The following is a 14,881-nucleotide window of genomic DNA, read 5'->3' on the forward strand; positions in this document are numbered from 1 at the left end:
AGATGGGGAATTTTTGGACTATATTTTTATGTTTTTTTTAATAATTTTAACATTGTTCCTAAATCCCCCTTTAGGGGTTAGGGGTGTGCTTATTGCTTAATAGCCACTGGTTTAGTGTAGAAAAAATCTGGACGAATGTTAAGCATCAAGTATCCCCATTGGCCTGTTTTACGTGTTTTGTCCATCGAAGCTTGCTTCACGTATTCAAGGCTATTATTTCCTTTCATTACAGAGTATCCAAACTCAACAGCCGTGAATTTATTGAGGGCATAATTCAACACTAAGTCGTATTCTGTACCCAACATTGGCGATATTTTAGCACCTGCTGGAGCATCTTTCATTTTGTTTGGAGTATCGGCCGCTAAAGCAAAATAATGAATATCGAAAGTTGATGTTAGGCGTTTCCCAGCGTGTTTTAGCTTAAAGAAAGCATTTTGCAAACCACCAACTGGCGAGCCAGTACCAACATAAAAGTAGTCCATATACCCCCAGTGTTTGTGTGGTGTGCCATACAGTGGGTCGAAACGGCTTGTTTCAGCTGCTTTTGTAGTAAAACCATCATTTCCCGATAACACTTCATATCCAGGACCAAAGCTGATAAGACCTTTTTGCATCATGAAGTTTGCACCATAATGAAATGCTTTCTTGATTTTCAAACCATCACGGTCAGTGCCAGACTGTAAATAACCAAACGCTTGCCATGCAATTTTACCAAGTTTAGCCGAAGCATTTCCAAATTGACCTGTAAACATTGCTCCGTAAGTTATGCGAGAATTTACACCAATTTGGTCATAACGCCTTCCATATACGTAACCTTGAGTTGCATTACCGATACTATCAATTCTAAATTTTGAGAAATCATCTTTGAAGAAAAGTGCAGAAAACTTAGTTTGCTTGAATTTGTGTGTCAAATACGCCATTTGAAACGATTTAAACATTTGATTTTGACCGTTTGTACTGGCTGCATTTGCCAAAACTGGAGCTCCGCCTTTTGTAGCTGTTGGTAAAAATCCCGCTGGAATCGCCAATGTTACGTTTTTGTTAGAAAGTGCCGATGCTGGAGCGTTTCCACCTACATAATAAGTGCCATTTGTACCAAAGGCATCACCATTTTGATTGAAACCACCACCAAAATCTAATGACCAACCCAAATGTTGAGCTTTAAAGATAGCAGCATCGAAACGGCGGCCTTGTTGTAGCCAATCAAGGTTTCCAAGTAAACGAACATCGTCGTAAACCAACTCCTGACGTCCTATTTTTAATGAAAGATTTTGTATCGGTTTGAATTTTACGGTTGTATCAGCCGAGTTTGCTAAAACGATTTCGGCCCATGCTTCATGTACGCCAAATTTGCCACCATCGGCATTTGAAATTGATGAAGCGTCTTGCCCCCACACACGTACATCTTGTACGGCCATACCAAAAGTTACTCTGTCCCATTTGTAGCCAAAAGTTAGACGAGTGCGTTGCGAAGTAAACGCTGAATACTTTGTGCCAAGTGGTGCAAGATTGCCGAGACCATCACGAACTTCTGTACGAGTTCTGACTTGACCAAGTAATGAAAATTGAGAATAGGATGCCTTGAAAAAAGATACTGTGAAGAAAATTGCAAGCCCAAACTTGCTAAATAGATTTTTTTTCATTTGTTTTGAATTGAATTGTGAATAAATACCTACGTTCTGCGATTCGTTCGCCGATTTGACACCCCCATGTCAAGTCGGTTTTTTTGTTTGGTTCAAGACAAAGCCCCCACTTCGCCCCTCCCCGATTTCTTTCAATTTTTTGCTGATTTTCCTACGTTTGCATTTGTTTTAGAAGTTAAATAATAGATTGGCACTTTTAATTAATTTTTTGATAGCCCCCACTACCAAAATTTTCTTTGGTTATTTATACTTAAATAAACTGTTTCTATTTTGCTTATTCAAATGTATAAAATAATATTTTATACTCAAAACACAAAACAACATATTTTAGTCATTTTTAACATTTTTACTCAAAATTCTTTTAATTCTTAAACTTGTTTTTAGAAAAATACAATTTTATTTTCTAAAAAACGACATTTTTGAAACCTATTTTTTAGTTTTTCCCATTTTTCAAATTTAAACTTTATAATTTTAAAACTCCAAAAACATAGCGATTAACACTTAATTTCATTTCCTACAAATGTGTGTATGATAAAACAAAAATGCCGCCCTTATCAGGGCGGCATTTTTGACAGTATATATATAAGGTATAACTCACAATTTCATTTCAGCCACATACGCCTCCACATATTCGGGGTGCAGGCCAACTACATCACCAACAATAATTACGGCAGGATTACTCACCTTCGCTTCGTTGACTTTTTCTACAATATCTTTTATTTGTCCAAAAACAGATTTCTGTTCACCAGTAGTACCATTCTGAATGATTGCAACTGGAATGGTTGATTTGCCATGCTTCTCAAAAATAGTAGCTATTTCAGCCAATTTACTCATTCCCATCAAAACAACCACCGTTGCCGATGACTGTGCTGCCAGTTCGAGGTCTTTTGGTAAACTTCCGTCGCTTGTATGACCAGTAACTACCCAAAAACTTCGAGCAATATCTCGGTGAGTAATCGGAATCTGAACTGCCGCCGCTACACCAATCGAACTTGAAACCCCAGGAATTACTTCCGTCGAAATTCCGAAAGCTTTGGCGTGTTCTAATTCTTCGTAGCCACGTCCAAACACAAATGGGTCACCGCCTTTCAAACGCACAACATGACCGTGTTCGAGTGCCGACGAAACTATCAAATTATTGATTTCGTCTTGTTTAAACGAATGTTGTCCTTTACGTTTGCCAACGTTGATTTTTACGGCACCTTTTGGTGCATATTCGAGCAAAGAATCATTGGCAAGGGCATCATATAATACTACATCTGCACTTTGCAGAGCCTTGATAGCCTTTAATGTAATGAGTTCGCTGTCGCCCGGACCCGCCCCCACGAGTGTTAGCTTAGAGTGCATAGTTTCTGAGTATTAATGTTTAGTAGTAAAAAGGGTGGATTCAGTAGGTATAAAAACCCTAAAATAAAAAATGATACGGTCGTAGCCATATATTTCATGGCATAAAAGTAAAGTCAATATTTGCCTAAAACACACTTTAACCAAAGAAAATTTTAAATTAGTTATTTTTAGACAAACAATTATTAATAAAATACAAAATGAGTAAAATTACTTAAAATACAAATAGCACAAAAGAAACAAAAAATTTGATATAACTAAGAACTTTTAATGGTGGCTTGTTAGTTCAAAAAAAATGCTTTAATTTTTCAGAATGCAAAATCTCGACAAGCAAGTATCGCAGCGATTAACACGCCTTTACATGGTGGCACTCTTTGTGGTGGCACTGCTTTCGTTATTTGGACAAATGCTGATTCAGCGATCACTCAATGAGTCGAGCGATGATGCCCACGTCGTCAATTTAGCGGGTCGTCAACGTATGCTTAGTCAACGCCTCTGCAAAATGGCCATATTGCTAACTAATAAAACACAATTTGCCGAAGAAGCCTCTTTTTATGAAAATGACTTTAGCGAAACGCTCAACCTGTGGGTAAAATGTCATTATGGATTAAAAAATGGCAAACTTGGTTTAGATAAAACGTATTTTGTAAAAAATAGTGCGGCAATACAAAACTTATTTAACGATTTAGAACCAAAATTTCAAGTAATCAGCGTCAATGCCGATAGCGTCGCTCAAAAAAATTATACTAATAAAAGCAGCCACACCATTATCAGAAATATGCTGACCAATGAGCGAGATTTTTTGAAAATAATGGATAAAATTGTTTCTCAATATGATGTTGAAGCAAAAGAAAGGGTTGAAAATGTTAAGCGAATCGAATTTATACTTTTCGGATTTACGATTTTAACACTTGTACTCGAAGCTTTTCTGATTTTTATACCACTTGTCAGATATGTTCAGGAAGTTATTCTCAGAATTAAAGAATCTGAAAATGAATTACAAGTAAAAAATCAACAACTCGAAGAAACCAATGAACAGCTTATTTCAACCCAAAAAGATTTAGTAAAAGCCACTGAAGAGAAATATTTACTGATTCGTAAAGAAGATAACACCCGCTCAACGGCACTCATTGAGGGGCAAGAAGAAGAACGTAAACGCTTGGCTCGTGAATTGCACGACGGTATCGGTCAGATGCTTACTGGCCTTAAACTCGATAGTGAACAACTAAAAAGTTTGCCTTTTGTAAATGAAAAACAAAGAAAATCATTTGAAGAACATCAGAAACTAATCGACGAAACAATCGAAGCAACCCGCACGGTTTCGTTCAATTTGATGCCCTCTGTATTGACTGATTTTGGGCTTTCATCAGCAATCAGATTATTACTCGAACGCACCGCTAAAGGAGCAGACTTTCGAGCTTCATTCAATGATTTGACTGATAATATTACGATTCCGAATAAAATTGAGAATAATTTGTATAGAATTACACAAGAAACGCTCAATAACATAATGAAGCACGCCAAAGCAAAAAAGGTGTCGATTACACTATCTAACGAAAAAAATAAGTACATTTCACTCGTGGTAATAGATGATGGAAAAGGCTTTGATATGAAAAAAAACAAGAAAAGCCGAATTGGAGGAAATGGTTTGGGAAATCTACAAACCCGTGTACGATTGCTCAACGGAACGATTAAAATAGAATCAGAAGCAGGAAAAGGGACGAGTATTTTTGTAAAAATTCCACTTATAAACGATGAAGTCAGAGCAGCTCATCGAAGTAATTAATCTATCACAACCTATTATTTGCATCAACTAAACAAAACAATATAATGACAAACAAAATTAAGTTACTTATCGTAGATGACCATGCGGTTGTGCGAAAGGGTATTCAGAATCTGCTCGAAGAAGAACCCAATGTCGAAATTATAGGCGAAGCCTCCGATGGCATCGAAGCTATTGAAAAAGTAAAAACGCTTAAACCAACAATCGTACTTCTCGACCTTACAATGCCCCAAATGTCAGGCTTTGAGGTGGCCAAAATTATTTCGGATAAATACCCATCAACCAAATCTCTTATTTTTTCGATGCACAATAACCCAGAATACATGGTTACATCGGTAGAAAATGGAGCAATGGGTTATTTACTAAAGGATACAAGCAAAGAAGAAATATTAAAGGCTTTGGAGAGTGTATCGGCGGGTAACAAATACTTCCCTCCCACGGTTTCGGCCATGATTATTGACGGGCTTTTGGCTCAACGCAAGCAAAAAACTACGCCGAAATTAAAGAATACCAGCTTATTTGCTAAAATCTCTAAAAAAGAGCGTGAAATCTTAAAATATATCACTGAAGGCTTGAGCAGTCAAGAGATTGCTGAAAAACTTTCGCTGAGTGTTCGTACAGTTTCTAATCACAGAGCAAATATTCTCCGAAAAACCGATGTAAAAAATACAGCAGAGCTGGTCAGGTTGGCAGTAGAGTAATTTTGAAATTTGCTAAAAAAAACTTTACTTTTGTAAAAAACTCAGCAAAATGAATACATTAAATCGAATAACACTGAATCCCTTAATAATGGGTGGAAAGCCTTGCATAAGAGGGATGAGAATTACGGTTGGTACAGTTGTTGGCTTAGTAGCTACTGGATATTCTTTTGATGAAATCTTAAAGACATATCCTTACTTAGAAAAAGATGATATTTTAGAAGCACTTAGCTATGCTTCGTGGCGTGCTGAAGAAATGGAACTTAATTTAAGTGCTGCATGAAAATTTTAATTGATATGAATTTAACTCCACTTTGGGTTAAATTTTTTCAAGAAAATAATATTAATGCCATACATTGGACAGAAATAGGTAAAGTTAATGCTCCTGACAAAGAAATTTTTGATTATGCAATCGAAAACAACTATCTCATATTTACTAATGACTTAGATTTCGGAGCAATACTTGCCAATACCCACACTCAAACACCCAGCGTAATACAAGTCCGAACTCAAGACTTAATGCCACATTCTTTAGGAAAAACAATACTCGAATTATTATCTCAATTCGAGCAAAGTCTAAACGATGGTGCTTTAATTACACTTGATAAACAAAGAATGAGAGTGAGGGTTTTACCTCTCTAAACAACGATTACTTTTTGTTTTATATTTATTCTGTAATAAATACAATTTACCAAAACATTAACTACAAAAATTAAATTTTACCAAATAAAAACTTGTTTTTCACAAAACCATAACATACATTTGAATAAAAATGAGTATTTATACTCATTAAAAAAGAAATTAAAGCATAATTGAGTTCAGAATGGGGGAAACGTACTGAACCAATCAATGCAGCAAACGTAGGAAAACATAATTCAAAATGACAAACGGAACTAACATCCGTGTCGTTGTGGTGGGCAACGGCATGGTCGGTTATAAGTTTTGCGAGAAACTTATTGCCAAAGCCAAAGATATTCACTTCGAAATTACAGTTTTTGGCGAAGAACCACGTCCAGCCTATGACCGTGTTCACCTTTCTGAATACTTCGCTGGAAAAACCGCAGAAGACCTTACGATGGCACCGCTCGACTGGTACTTCGATAACGGCATCAAACTTCACCTTTCTGACCCAATCACCAACATCGACCGTGAAGCAAAAACAGTTTCTTCGCATCATGGGCTTACAATTCCTTATGATTATCTAATTTTAGCTACTGGTTCGGCTGCTTTCGTTCCACCAATTCCAGGGGTTGAAAAGGATGGTGTTTTTGTATATCGTACCATTGAAGACCTCGATATGATGCAAGCACACGCCAAGAAAGCAACAAAAGGTGCGGTAATTGGTGGTGGATTATTGGGTTTGGAAGCGGCAAAAGCTCTTTTGGATTTAGGTTTAGAAGAAACGCATGTCATTGAGTTTGCCCCACGACTTATGCCTCGTCAGATTGACCAAGCTGGCTCTGATATTCTGAAAGCGAAACTTGAAACTTTAGGTTTAAAAATACATTTGAATAAAAATACGCAAGAAATTGCAGGTAATGGCGTGATTTCGGCGATGAATTTTATTGATGGCACAAAACTCGAAGTAGATATGCTTGTTATTTCGGCAGGTATCAAGCCTCGTGACGAAGTGGCTCGTTTGTCGGGTTTGGAAGTTGGTTCTCGTGGCGGAATTGTAGTCAATGACAAACTTCAAACTTCTGACCCAAGTATTTTTGCCATTGGAGAATGTGCTTTACACGACCACATGATTTATGGATTGGTTGCTCCTGGCTACGAAATGGCAGATATTGTGGCTACCAATCTTTGTAATGGGACAAAGGAATTTAAGGCCTTCGATATGTCAACCAAGTTAAAATTAATTGGTGTTGATGTGGCAAGTTTCGGAAATGCTTTTATCTCAGAGCCTGACTGTCAAACGATTGTTTATGAAAACAAATCGAAAGGTATTTATAAAAGAATCAATATCTCGAACGATAATCAATTATTGCTGGGCGGAATCTTGGTGGGCGATGCCGAGCAATATAATATGCTTTTACAGACTACCAATAATAAATTAGTGCTTCCGAAAGACCCAGAAAACCTGATTCTCGGTGCAAGAGGCGGTGAAGAAGAAGCTGGTGCAGGAGTCATGGGTTTGCCTGATGATGCCTTGATTTGTTCGTGCGAAGCAGTAACAAAAGGGCAAATTTGCCACGAAGTTTCTGAAAATAAAGTACATAGCATCGATGGTTTGAAGAAATGCACCAAAGCAGGAACTGGTTGTGGTGGGTGCGTGCCGATGGTAAAAGATTTGATGCTCGGAACAATGAAAGAACAGGGAATCTATGTAAGAAATGTAGTCTGCGAACACTTTGATTATACTCGCCAAGAGCTTTTTGATTTAGTAAAAATCAACGAAATAAAGTCTTACGAAGGTGTGTTAGATAAATTCGGCAAGGGTGACGGTTGCGAAGTTTGTAAGCCCGCCGTAGCTTCGATTTTGGCGAGTCTTTGGAATGACATGATTCTTGCAAAAGGCAATGATATTGCTCAAGATTCAAACGACCGTTTCTTGGCGAATATCCAAAAGGGAGGTACTTATTCTGTCGTCCCACGAATTCCAGGAGGAGAAATCACTCCTGATAAATTGATTGTGATAGGCTCGGTTGCTAAAAAATACAATCTCTATACAAAAATCACTGGCGGTCAACGAATCGACTTATTTGGAGCTCACCTTAACGATTTACCTGCTATTTGGGAAGAATTGATTGCGGCAGGTTTCGAGTCAGGACATGCTTATGGAAAAGCCCTACGTACCGTAAAATCCTGTGTAGGTTCTACTTGGTGTCGTTTTGGCTTGCACGATTCGGTAACGTTTGCTGTTGAAGTAGAAAATCGCTACAAAGGCATCAGAGCTCCACATAAATTCAAAGGAGGGGTTTCAGGTTGCGTGCGTGAATGTGCAGAAGCCCAAGCAAAAGATTTCGGAATTATTGCTACCGAAAAAGGTTGGAATCTGTACGTTTGTGGTAATGGTGGAGCAAAACCACAACACGCTCAGTTGATTGCGGGCGATATTTCAAAAGAAGAATGTGTAAAATACCTTGATAGATTCTTGATGTTTTATATCAAAACTGCCGAACCTTTAACTCGTACTGCTACTTGGCTAAACAAAATGGATGGTGGCATTACTTATCTGAAAAACGTTGTGGTTAACGACAGTCTCGGAATTGCAAAAGAATTAGAAGCAGAAATGGCAAGTTTAATTGGCAACTATAAATGTGAATGGAAAGAAGCCATTGAAAATGACAGTATTCGTCAAAGATTTAGTCATTTTGTAAATGCTCCAGAAATGAAAGACCCAAGTGTAGTTTTCACGCCTTTACGTGACCAAAAACGTGCTTTGGAGTGGAAGTAAAATAGTTAGCGATTAGCGATTAGCGATTAGCGATTTTTGACGAAATGTTTAGGTTTATAGTTCAAAATTTAAAAATGATTTAAAAGAATCTTAATAAAAATACACTCTTTGGGGGAAGAGGCATTATGACAATAGAAACAACCACAGAAACATGGGTATTAGCCTGTTCGACGACTCAAATACCTGAAAATGGTGGGGGCTGCGTTTTGATAAATGGCGAGCAAATTGCGATTTTCAATTTCTCTCGTCGAGGTGAATGGTATGCTACTCAAAATCTTTGTCCACATCGCCAACAAATGGTTTTATCAAGAGGTATGATAGGCTCAGTAGGAGAAGAACCAAAAGTTGCGTGTCCGTTTCACAAGAAAACCTTTTCGCTCGAATCAGGTGCTTGTTTGAGTGGAGACGACTTCAAAATTAAGACTTATCCAGTAAAAATTGAAGATGGAATGGTATTTGTAAGTATTTAATCGTAAGTAAAAGTTGCAAAACTTTTGCAATTCATCATAGGTTAAAGTATTCGGAAAGACTCTTTGGTTTTCAAGGGGTCTTTTTTATACCCCAAGATTAATACTTACAAAAGCCAAAGCCCTTTAAATTTAAAGGGCTTTGGCTTTTGTAATAGTACATACAGGTTCTACCTCAATTTTACTCTCTTTACTTCATACAGAATGCAAATCGTTGTTTTACATTCGATAGCAGTTGATTTTAAACCAGCACCATTAGTTGCTCCTTTAGCAGGTTGGGGCACAACTCTTCCATCAGACAATGTAAATATCCTTCCATCAACCCACCTAATCAAAAAAAGCAATCTTTTTTCTGAGTTTTTTTTCAAAAAAAGACAAAAAATTATTTATGTGTAGCTGTCGTTCGGCTTTTTTTTAGATAGCAAAACTATCTATCGGCAAAAAGCGTTTATCAATCATAGCACGTCGATTTCTGTTAATTTTTTGATCAAAATATCCCATGAAAGGTTTCCGTTTTTCTGAGTTTAAACCCGAAATGAAGGGTGATAATAAATTTGAGCAACTACTCAATATTTTCCAGCAATTACTCCTCATTACGGCGGGCGATGTAAGTCAGGCTCTTGCCTATATGAGCGACCTCGACCGTCAATATCAGCTCACGAGCGACGAATACGGCATGGCCAACTTTATTGATGACCTTAAGAAAAAAGGCTACATCACCGAGGAGAATCAAGAAGCAGGAACTTTTAAAATGACTGCTAAAAGCGAGCAGAGTATCAGAAAACAATCACTTGATGAAATCTTCGGTAAACTCAAACGTACCAAATCAAGCGGCAGCCACCACACGCCATACACAGGTACGGGTGATGAACTCAGTAGCGATATTCGCTCATTTCAGTTTGGCGATACACTCGACCAAATCTCAATGACAGAATCTCTAAAAAATGCACAAATCAATGGTGGAATTGATGATTTTATGTTGCTCGAAAGCGACTTGGAAGTAGTCGATCGTGAGTCAAAAATTCAAACTTCAACCGTACTGATGATTGATATTTCGCATTCAATGATTTTGTATGGCGAAGATAGAATAACTCCAGCAAAGAAAGTAGCATTGGCTTTAGCAGAGCTGATTCGCACAAAATACCCAAAGGACACACTTGATATTTTGGTTTTCGGAAACGATGCTTGGCAAATACAACTCAAAGATATTCCCTACCTCGAAGTTGGGCCTTACCACACCAATACAGTAGCTGGTTTAGAGCTGGCAATGGATTTGTTGCGTAGAAGAAAAACCAAAAATAAGCAAGTTTTTATGATTACTGATGGCAAGCCTACCTGCCTAAAAGAAGGAATCAATTACTACAAAAATAGCTTCGGACTCGACCGCAAGATTGTAAACAAAACTCTCACGATTGCCGCACAAGCACGTCGTTTGGAGATTCCGATTACAACCTTTATGATTGCAACAGACCCTTATCTCAAGCAATTTGTCCAACAATTCACACAAGTGAACAATGGTCGAGCCTATTATAGTGGCTTAAATGGTTTGGGTGGTTTTGTTTTGGAAGATTTCCAACGCAATAGGAGAAAAAATGTGAAGTAAAACAAGTTTTTAACTTGTTTTTAAATAATCGTTTAAAAATGCAAAAAAAAGAACGTTACGCAGCCTTAGTCCAATATTTTAGTGAAAATTACCCAGAAGCTGAAACTGAGCTTGTTTATACTAACCCTTATGAGTTATTGGTTGCCGTTATTCTCTCGGCACAATGTACTGACAAGCGAGTAAATATTGTTACCCAAAAGCTTTTTCCTCGCTTTCCTACGCCCGAAAGTTTGGCAGCATCAACTGCCGATGAGGTTTTTGAATATATCAGAAGCGTAAGTTACCCCAATAACAAAGCCAAACACTTGGTCGGAATGGCTCGTATTTTGGTCAATGATTTTAATTCGGAAGTACCAAATACGATTGAAGATTTACAAAAAATGCCAGGGGTTGGACGTAAAACTGCCAACGTGATCGTTTCAGTAATTTTCAATAAACCCGCAATGGCAGTTGATACGCACGTTTTTAGGGTTTCGCATCGCTTAGGTTTAGTGCCAAAAACTGCAAAAACGCCACTTTTAGTAGAAAAACAATTAATCAAGCACATTCCGAAAGATAAAATTGCAGTGGCTCATCATTGGCTTATTTTGCATGGCCGTTATATCTGCGTAGCACGCACACCCAAATGCGGAGAATGTAATCTAAAACCTTTCTGTAATGCCTTTGAAAAACAAAAATTTGATACACCACATTTGTAGCACAAGTTTCCAACTTGTGTAATTAATCATGGAAATAAAAGAATTGATGCAAACCTTCGCTCATGAAGGAAAAGTAGAATGGTTAAGTTACCGTCCTGGCCCAACTTCCCGTGGTGAAATCGTGGTCGTTAATGAAATTGAGGTATCAGAGAAAAAAGGCATCGAGGGAGATAGATATAGAGGCAGCAGTAAAAAACGCCAAGTAACACTCATTCAAGCAGAGCATATCGAAGCGGTCAGCAAAATGCTTCAAAAAGAAAGCATCGACCCAGCACTTTTACGTAGAAACATTGTAGTTTCTGGACTTAATTTATTGGCTCTCAATAATTTAGAATTTAAAATTGGAGAAGCTATTCTGAAAATGACCGGCTACTGCCACCCTTGCAGCCGAATGGAGCAAAACCTCGGAACTGGCGGCTATAATGCCATGCGAGGACATGGTGGAATTACGTGTATGGTCGTAAAGGGTGGAAAAATTAAAATTGGAGATTCGGTAAGTTTAGTTTAAAAACCTGCGATAATTGCTTGTAAAGTTGGCTCATCAACGGTGTGTTTTCCTTCAAAACATACAATTTTTGGATTAATTTCTTCAATCATCGTTGCTCTAAACTTCTCTGATACTTCAGGATAAGCCACCAAAAACTCATCTTTATCGCCATAAATATAGTAAGTTTCTATATTTTTTAGTTTTTCTGGTTCAATTACTTCTCTGATTCCATTACTGAAAAATCCTGCCCAAAGTAGTAACCGATTACATTTGATTTTTCCAGCACCAAACCATCGACAGACCGTTGCACAACCTTGCGAAAAGCCCAAAATATTGATTTCAATATTCGTCAAATCTCGGTCTTTTAATAATTTTTCATAAAGCGTATTCAGATAATCATTATTTTCATCAATCTCCGACTGGCGTAATTCACGAGTCATCCAAGAAGCCCCTACTCTTTTAAAATTGTCATCTAAATAAAATCTCGAAGGAGCTTCGGGAGCAACGATAAAAGTCTCATTATCAATAATATTGATGAATTTACGTATAAAAAATTGCGATAATTGCCCATATCCATGTACCACAAACCAAATCGTTTTGGTGTTTTCGTTCAACTCTCCCAAAGTATAATACCGTGCGGTTCGCTCTATTTTTATTTGATGCTCAAATAGTTCTGAATCCTGAGTCATAAGTTCTGAGTTGAATATTTATATTTCAAAAATGTGGTTAAAGAGAATTTAGTAAAGTAAGTACACTGTTAAATAAGTTATTTTATCGGACCGCCAAAACGGTTTTACAATTGTCACAAATTACCCATAAAACACTGATAATCTATTATTTACTACAAAATACAACCATTTCAAAAACTAAAGAAACCGAGCGACAGTCGCTTAAATTACAATGTAGTAAACAAAAACTCAGAATTCAGAACTTTACACTCAGAACTCAAATCACCCACCCGCCTTCTTTGCCTTATAACCTTCTTTGAGCAAAAAAGTCAGAATTTTATCACGGTGGTCGCCTTGCAGTAAGATCTCACCATCTTTGGCAGTTCCGCCACTACCGCACAGATTTTGAAGCTTTTTTCTTAAACTTTGTAAATCCTCATCTTTTCCTATAAAACCATCAACTCGGCTTACAATCTTGTTTCCACCTTTTCTATCGAGCCAAATCTTAAAATTTTGTTGTTGAGCGGGAAGCGTTTCTGGCTCTTCGTCTTCACCAAAATTAAACTCAAAATCGGGGTTTGTCGAATAAACAACTCCCAGCGGAGTGCCTTTTTTATTTTTCATATTATTACTCTTAAACTTTTTTCTGAAATACTGATAGTCAATACATTAGTAGTCAACTGTAGTGGTTCTCCATCATAATGAATCAATAAATTTTGTTCGGTCGAAACCTTAAATTTTGTCCCTCTGTAATTTTCTGAAAGCTCCGACGAATGAATATTTCCATTGAATAACTGACCAATCATCGACAATGCCTGAAAAGCCGATGGCGGATTGATAATAGTGCAGTCGATTAAACCATCATCAATAATGGCCGTAGGTGTTATGTAAGCATCATTACCAAACTGGCTGGCATTACCAAAAGTTATGCTGAAAACTTCATAATTACTCGCTCCAAAAATACATTTGAGTGGTTTATATTTCCAAAACTCTGTAAAGCCGACTTTTACATAATTTAACATTCCACGACCTTTGGTTTTTGAGAAAATCTCGGCACAATGAGCATCAAATCCAATACCAGCTGTGCAGAAAAACGGTACGTCATTGGCATAGCATACGTCAATTATCTTGCTTACTGGAGTATTCAAAGATTCTATTGCTTTTGCAGCCTTCATCGGAATTGCCAGCTCTCTCGCTAAGCCATTTCCCGAACCAGTTGGAATAATCCCCAAAGCAGTATTTGTACGAATCAAAGCTTTGCCAACTTCATTTACAGTACCATCACCGCCAATCGCTACGACTGTTGGAATACCAGTTTTTACAGCTTCAGCAGCAATTTCAGTGGCGTGTCCTGAATATTCAGTATAACATATTTTGGGCGAATAAACATTCATATCCAACTGATTATCAATTAGTTGAACTATCGACTGATGTACTTTTTTTCCTCCTGAAATCGGATTTACTATAAACCAAATTGCTTGTTTATTCACGAAAATTTAATAGATTTATGCTTTCTTGCAAAGATAAGTATTCGATTTTGGATTTCAGGTATTCGATTTCGGAAAATACATCAACTAAAACCCAATTAACTAATGAAAACAATTACCTCAGTGCTACTTTTAGTGTTAATCTCATTCTCAATTTTTGCTCAAAAAATCAACGAACGCCAAGCGGTTTTAGATGTACTGGCACGCCAAAACAAAAATTGGAATGAAGGAAATATTAGTGCCTTTATGGAAGATTATTGGAAGTCAGACTCACTGATGTTTATTGGTTCAAAAGGTGTAGTTTATGGTTGGAAAGCAACACTCGACCGATATAATAAAAGCTATCCTGATCGAGCGACAATGGGTACGCTAAAATTTGACATTCAGAAAACTGATTTTCATTCCGAAACTACTTGTTGGGTATTGGGGAAATGGTATCTTACACGCCCAGAAAAAGGTGATATTGGCGGATATTTTACACTTATACTCAAAAAAATTAACGGCAAATGGCTGATTATTTCTGACCATACGAGTTAAGTAAATATATAATCAAAATGCCATGCTCTATTTTTGTAGTGCATGGCATTTTTACTGTATAATATT

15 protein-coding genes are annotated in these 14,881 nt (G+C 37.3%); 10 read left to right on the forward strand and 5 right to left on the reverse strand.

Annotated elements, in window-relative coordinates; translation table 11 throughout:
* Nucleotides 1-89 precede the first annotated feature (89 nt).
* Entirely contained in the window at nt 90-1,643 is a 1,554-nt protein-coding gene (locus tag ABR854_RS10370) for an alginate export family protein (RefSeq protein ID WP_350265323.1), read from the reverse strand.
* 594 nt (nt 1,644-2,237) lie between these two features.
* Nucleotides 2,238-2,990, reverse strand: coding sequence for a uroporphyrinogen-III C-methyltransferase (cobA, locus tag ABR854_RS10375; protein WP_350265324.1), 753 nt, complete (start codon nt 2,988-2,990; stop codon nt 2,238-2,240).
* A 310-nt stretch (nt 2,991-3,300) separates the two neighbouring features.
* On the opposite strand from cobA, the gene ABR854_RS10380 reads away from it, so the two are divergent.
* From ABR854_RS10380 to ABR854_RS10420, 9 genes are all read left to right on the forward strand, one after another.
* Nucleotides 3,301-4,773: an ATP-binding protein gene (locus ABR854_RS10380; protein ID WP_350265325.1), complete on the forward strand. Its 1,473-nt coding sequence runs from the start codon at nt 3,301-3,303 to the stop codon at nt 4,771-4,773.
* A 44-nt stretch (nt 4,774-4,817) separates the two neighbouring features.
* Nucleotides 4,818-5,471: a response regulator gene (locus ABR854_RS10385; RefSeq protein WP_350265326.1), complete on the forward strand. Its 654-nt coding sequence runs from the start codon at nt 4,818-4,820 to the stop codon at nt 5,469-5,471.
* Nucleotides 5,472-5,520: 49 nt separating this feature from the next.
* The gene (locus ABR854_RS10390; protein WP_350265327.1) at nt 5,521-5,751 is read left to right on the forward strand and encodes a DUF433 domain-containing protein; all 231 of its coding nucleotides are present in this window, start codon (nt 5,521-5,523) and stop codon (nt 5,749-5,751) included.
* Nucleotides 5,748-6,110 carry a DUF5615 family PIN-like protein gene (locus tag ABR854_RS10395; protein WP_350265328.1) on the forward strand — a complete coding sequence of 121 codons (363 nt, stop codon included), beginning with the start codon at nt 5,748-5,750 and terminating at the stop codon, nt 6,108-6,110. Before ABR854_RS10390 ends, ABR854_RS10395 begins: the two co-directional genes overlap by 4 nt.
* Nucleotides 6,111-6,348: 238 nt before the next feature.
* Complete coding sequence (gene nirB, locus ABR854_RS10400) at nt 6,349-8,868, forward strand: nitrite reductase large subunit NirB (RefSeq protein WP_350265329.1); 2,520 nt, start codon at nt 6,349-6,351, stop codon at nt 8,866-8,868.
* 125 nt (nt 8,869-8,993) lie between these two features.
* Nucleotides 8,994-9,338: a nitrite reductase small subunit NirD gene (gene nirD / locus ABR854_RS10405; protein WP_350265330.1), complete on the forward strand. Its 345-nt coding sequence runs from the start codon at nt 8,994-8,996 to the stop codon at nt 9,336-9,338.
* Nucleotides 9,339-9,834: 496 nt separating this feature from the next.
* Nucleotides 9,835-10,938: a vWA domain-containing protein gene (locus ABR854_RS10410; RefSeq protein WP_350265331.1), complete on the forward strand. Its 1,104-nt coding sequence runs from the start codon at nt 9,835-9,837 to the stop codon at nt 10,936-10,938.
* Between the two features lie 38 nt (nt 10,939-10,976).
* Nucleotides 10,977-11,636: an endonuclease III gene (nth, locus tag ABR854_RS10415; RefSeq protein WP_350265332.1), complete on the forward strand. Its 660-nt coding sequence runs from the start codon at nt 10,977-10,979 to the stop codon at nt 11,634-11,636.
* Nucleotides 11,637-11,664: 28 nt separating this feature from the next.
* Entirely contained in the window at nt 11,665-12,144 is a 480-nt protein-coding gene (locus ABR854_RS10420) for an MOSC domain-containing protein (protein WP_350265333.1), read from the forward strand.
* On the opposite strand, the gene ABR854_RS10425 is transcribed toward ABR854_RS10420, so the two are convergent.
* From ABR854_RS10425 to ABR854_RS10435, 3 genes are all read right to left on the reverse strand, one after another.
* A complete protein-coding gene (locus ABR854_RS10425) occupies nt 12,141-12,812 on the reverse strand; it encodes an alpha/beta hydrolase (protein WP_350265334.1) in 672 nt (223 codons plus the stop codon). The two genes, ABR854_RS10420 and ABR854_RS10425, sit on opposite strands and share 4 nt — an antisense overlap.
* Before the next feature lie 261 nt (nt 12,813-13,073).
* Nucleotides 13,074-13,415 carry a translation initiation factor gene (locus tag ABR854_RS10430; RefSeq protein ID WP_350265335.1) on the reverse strand — a complete coding sequence of 114 codons (342 nt, stop codon included), beginning with the start codon at nt 13,413-13,415 and terminating at the stop codon, nt 13,074-13,076.
* A complete protein-coding gene (locus ABR854_RS10435) occupies nt 13,412-14,281 on the reverse strand; it encodes a diacylglycerol/lipid kinase family protein (protein ID WP_350265336.1) in 870 nt (289 codons plus the stop codon). The genes ABR854_RS10430 and ABR854_RS10435 overlap by 4 nt, the downstream gene beginning before the upstream one ends.
* A gap of 102 nt (nt 14,282-14,383) precedes the next feature.
* On the opposite strand from ABR854_RS10435, the gene ABR854_RS10440 reads away from it, so the two are divergent.
* Nucleotides 14,384-14,815, forward strand: coding sequence for a YybH family protein (locus ABR854_RS10440; RefSeq protein ID WP_350265337.1), 432 nt, complete (start codon nt 14,384-14,386; stop codon nt 14,813-14,815).
* Nucleotides 14,816-14,881: the final 66 nt, after the last annotated feature.

Origin of the sequence: Emticicia sp. W12TSBA100-4, from assembly GCF_040253585.1 — a bacterium.
In the GTDB taxonomy this organism is placed as follows: Bacteria; Bacteroidota; Bacteroidia; order Cytophagales; family Spirosomataceae; genus Emticicia.

Excerpts from the sequence above, each read along its gene's own strand:
- ABR854_RS10440 (WP_350265337.1), top strand. The coding sequence starts at position 14,384 with ATGAAAACAATTACCTCAGTGCTACTTTTAGTGTTAATCTCATTCTCA.
- ABR854_RS10390 (WP_350265327.1), top strand. The coding sequence starts at position 5,521 with ATGAATACATTAAATCGAATAACACTGAATCCCTTAATAATGGGTGGA.
- ABR854_RS10430 (WP_350265335.1), bottom strand. The coding sequence starts at position 13,415 with ATGAAAAATAAAAAAGGCACTCCGCTGGGAGTTGTTTATTCGACAAAC.
- nirB (WP_350265329.1), top strand. The coding sequence starts at position 6,349 with ATGACAAACGGAACTAACATCCGTGTCGTTGTGGTGGGCAACGGCATG.
- ABR854_RS10380 (WP_350265325.1), top strand. The coding sequence starts at position 3,301 with ATGCAAAATCTCGACAAGCAAGTATCGCAGCGATTAACACGCCTTTAC.
- cobA (WP_350265324.1), bottom strand. The coding sequence starts at position 2,990 with ATGCACTCTAAGCTAACACTCGTGGGGGCGGGTCCGGGCGACAGCGAA.
- ABR854_RS10410 (WP_350265331.1), top strand. The coding sequence starts at position 9,835 with ATGAAAGGTTTCCGTTTTTCTGAGTTTAAACCCGAAATGAAGGGTGAT.
- ABR854_RS10425 (WP_350265334.1), bottom strand. The coding sequence starts at position 12,812 with ATGACTCAGGATTCAGAACTATTTGAGCATCAAATAAAAATAGAGCGA.
- nth (WP_350265332.1), top strand. The coding sequence starts at position 10,977 with ATGCAAAAAAAAGAACGTTACGCAGCCTTAGTCCAATATTTTAGTGAA.
- ABR854_RS10370 (WP_350265323.1), bottom strand. The coding sequence starts at position 1,643 with ATGAAAAAAAATCTATTTAGCAAGTTTGGGCTTGCAATTTTCTTCACA.
- ABR854_RS10395 (WP_350265328.1), top strand. The coding sequence starts at position 5,748 with ATGAAAATTTTAATTGATATGAATTTAACTCCACTTTGGGTTAAATTT.
- nirD (WP_350265330.1), top strand. The coding sequence starts at position 8,994 with ATGACAATAGAAACAACCACAGAAACATGGGTATTAGCCTGTTCGACG.
- ABR854_RS10420 (WP_350265333.1), top strand. The coding sequence starts at position 11,665 with ATGGAAATAAAAGAATTGATGCAAACCTTCGCTCATGAAGGAAAAGTA.
- ABR854_RS10385 (WP_350265326.1), top strand. The coding sequence starts at position 4,818 with ATGACAAACAAAATTAAGTTACTTATCGTAGATGACCATGCGGTTGTG.